At 56.2% G+C, this 2,840-nt stretch carries 3 protein-coding genes and 1 pseudogene; 2 read left to right on the forward strand and 2 right to left on the reverse strand.

The window, feature by feature from the left end:
* Window positions 1-1,468: ATP-dependent DNA helicase (locus RTY00_RS23005; RefSeq protein WP_312666502.1), on the reverse strand; the 1,468-nt coding region annotated here is incomplete at its 3' end.
* Between the two features lie 124 nt (window positions 1,469-1,592).
* Between RTY00_RS23005 and RTY00_RS23010 the strand changes: the two genes are divergently transcribed.
* Window positions 1,593-1,937: a RidA family protein gene (locus RTY00_RS23010; protein ID WP_061718729.1), complete on the forward strand. Its 345-nt coding sequence runs from the start codon at window positions 1,593-1,595 to the stop codon at window positions 1,935-1,937.
* A 14-nt stretch (window positions 1,938-1,951) separates the two neighbouring features.
* Here the strand turns inward: RTY00_RS23010 and RTY00_RS23015 are convergent, their stop codons facing one another.
* Window positions 1,952-2,149 (reverse strand): YoaH family protein, encoded by a 198-nt coding sequence (locus tag RTY00_RS23015; RefSeq protein WP_008110398.1) that lies wholly within the window; start codon window positions 2,147-2,149, stop codon window positions 1,952-1,954.
* A 110-nt stretch (window positions 2,150-2,259) separates the two neighbouring features.
* Here RTY00_RS23015 and pabB point away from each other — a divergent pair.
* Window positions 2,260-2,840, forward strand: a pseudogene (gene pabB, locus RTY00_RS23020) (aminodeoxychorismate synthase component I); the annotation flags it as partial.

The raw sequence follows: 2,840 nt of genomic DNA on the forward strand, positions 1-2,840 counted from the left end.
ACGTCATCGAAGCGCGAAACTCGATGGCTAACTCGCGCATCATCTTGTGCGAGGTACAGAGGAAGAAGCAGCGTCCTTTGTTAGCATCAATCAGCGGTTTCATCATGCGCGCCAGCTGGCGCGCGCCGCCGGGATGATTGGGTTCCGGCATATTGCGCGGCACGCATAACAGCGCTTGCTGGGTGTAATCGAACGGGCTGTCGAGAATCATGGTAGTGGCGTTATCCACGCCAAGGCGGCTGGAGAAATGGCTCATCTGCTCATTTACCGCCAGCGTGGCAGACGTGAAAATCCACGCCGCTTTGCGGTTATCCATCACTTCCCGGAAACGTTCCGCCACCGATAACGGCGTCAGTGCCAGCGTGAAATGGCGGCTGTTGCACTCATACCAATAGCTGAAGCCCGGCTCATCAATGGCACGCAGACGTTTCAGGCGCGTGCGATACAGCGCCGCGCGCTCAAAGGCGGCGTCCAGCAGCGCGGAGCGCCCGAGCGACAGTTTGATCACGTCGTAACAGAGTTCGAGCGCATCATCCAGCAAGGTAAACATGCGCATGATGTTGTTGTCGCTCAGCAAATCGCGCAGATTGCCGCGAAAGCCCGGTTCGCCGAGCGTCAACCGGAAATCCTGCGCGCACTGCGCCAGGCGATCGGCAGATTTCTGTAGCTGCTGCACATCCCGCACTTCGGTGCGATAGGCGATGATGATGTCTTTGGCGAGGTCCTGCAGTTGACGGCTCGACAGCTGCTGACCGAAACACTGGCTGGCGATATCGGGCAGCTGATGCGCTTCATCGAAGATCATCACATCGGCTTCCGGGATCAGTTCGCCGAAGCCGCCCTCTTTCACCACCAGATCGGCGAGAAACAGATGATGGTTCACCACCACCACATCGGCGTCCATGGCTTTTTTGCGCGCTTTGACCACGAAGCAATCTTTATACAGCGGGCAATCGCTGCCGAGGCAGTTATCGTTGGTGCTGGTAACGAAGGGCCAGATCGGGCTGTCTTCGGCCACGCCGTTGCAGTTGCTGACGTCGCCATCGGTGGTTTCTGACGACCAGCCGCGCACGCTGATCAAATCGCCCAGCGCCTGTACGCTGAGATCGCCGCCGGTTTGATTTTGCTGCTCAAGACGTTCGAGGCATAAATAATTGGAGCGCCCTTTCAGCAGCGCGGTTTTGCCGCTGAACTTCAAGGCGCGGGCGATGGTGGGCAGATCGCGGTTATAGAGCTGATCCTGCAACGCTTTGGAGCCAGTGGAGACGATGACTTTTTTCTTCGCCCGCAATGCCGGCGCCAGATAGGCATAGGTTTTACCGGTTCCGGTGCCCGCTTCAACCACCAGCTCGCCGCCTTTTTTAACCGCCTCAGTGACCGCTTTGGCCATTTGGCGCTGTGCTTCACGCGGTTTAAAGCCCGGTATTGCCTGCGCCAGTGCGCCGTCAGCTGCAAAATCGTCTGCCACACTTCCTCACATCAAAAATTAAAACCACTGTAATTATGTCAGGATTCCCGGCGGGCAACCACAACAGATGACATGCGCCCCTGGGATATGGCAGGCTAGCGCAGCAAAATTAAAGGAGAACAACATGACCATTACGCGTATTGATCCGGAACACCGCATGTCGGAAGCCGTGGTGCATAACCAAACCGTCTATTACACCAGCGTACCGGAAAATCTGGATGAAGATGCGGAAGCGCAAACTGCCAATGCGTTGGCAGTGATTGACGCCATTCTGACGCGCGTGGGATCGGATAAGAGCAAGATCCTCGACGCCACCATTTTCCTGGTGGAGAAAAGTGACTTCCCGGCGATGAATCGCGCCTGGGATGCGTGGGTTTCGCCGGGCAATGCGCCGGTGCGTTGCACCGTGCAGGCCGGTTTGATGAACCCGAAGTATAAAGTCGAAATTAAAATCATCGCCGCGCTGTAAAAATCGTTCGGGCGTTATTCGTTGTCGTCTTCTTCATCCTCGTCGTCTTCGAACATCGCCCGAATCGCTTCACCTTTATAGGTTTGACGAATTTCCTGCGCCACTTGCGCAATCGCCTGTCCGCTCGACATACCGCCCGCCATTAATTCCTGGATGCGTTCAACCGCTTGCTGCTGTTGTTCGTGGGATAACGCTGGAAGACCTGTAAACATAATTCACTCCTGGTGCATGGGGGACGCATTATTACCACGTGGAACAAACGGGTGCCAGCAACAAAAAAATATGTCAGGCTAGCGACCTGCTTGCTGAAGTGATTTGTCCCATGATGGTAAAAAGCCTCGTTCTGAAGTATACGCCCGAAACGCTGTTACACCTGTTTGCTCCGCTGGCCCACCAATGCTGGGCGATGTTGCTGACCTCCGGTCAGGCCGATCACGCGGACAACCGCTTTGATATCCTCACCGCCGATCCGCGCGCCACGCTGACCACGCGCGGTGCCAGCACCGAAATTGCCTGTGGCGATGAAGTGATTCACTCTGCCGCCGATCCGCTGCTGCTGGTGCAACAGCAATGTGACGCGCTGGGTGTTACGCCCGCTTTTGATGCCGATTTACCCTTTCAGGGCGGCGCATTGGGTCTGTTCGGTTACGATTTAGGACGGCGCTTTGAAACTCTGCCAGAGCACGCGCAGCAGGATCTCATCACGCCAGATATGGCGGTGGGCATTTATGACTGGGCGCTGATCGCCGATCACCATCTGCAAAAACTGACGCTGATTTCGCTCAACGATGCAGAACAGCGCTGGCAATGGCTGCAAGCACAAACCGCGCCGGAAGCTGAGCCCTTCACCTTGACCAGCGAATGGCAATCGAATCTCAGTTTTGACGCCTATGCGCAGAGGTT

This window comes from Pantoea sp. CTOTU49201, assembly GCF_032054795.1.
Lineage (GTDB): Bacteria > Pseudomonadota > Gammaproteobacteria > Enterobacterales > Enterobacteriaceae > Pantoea > Pantoea symbiotica.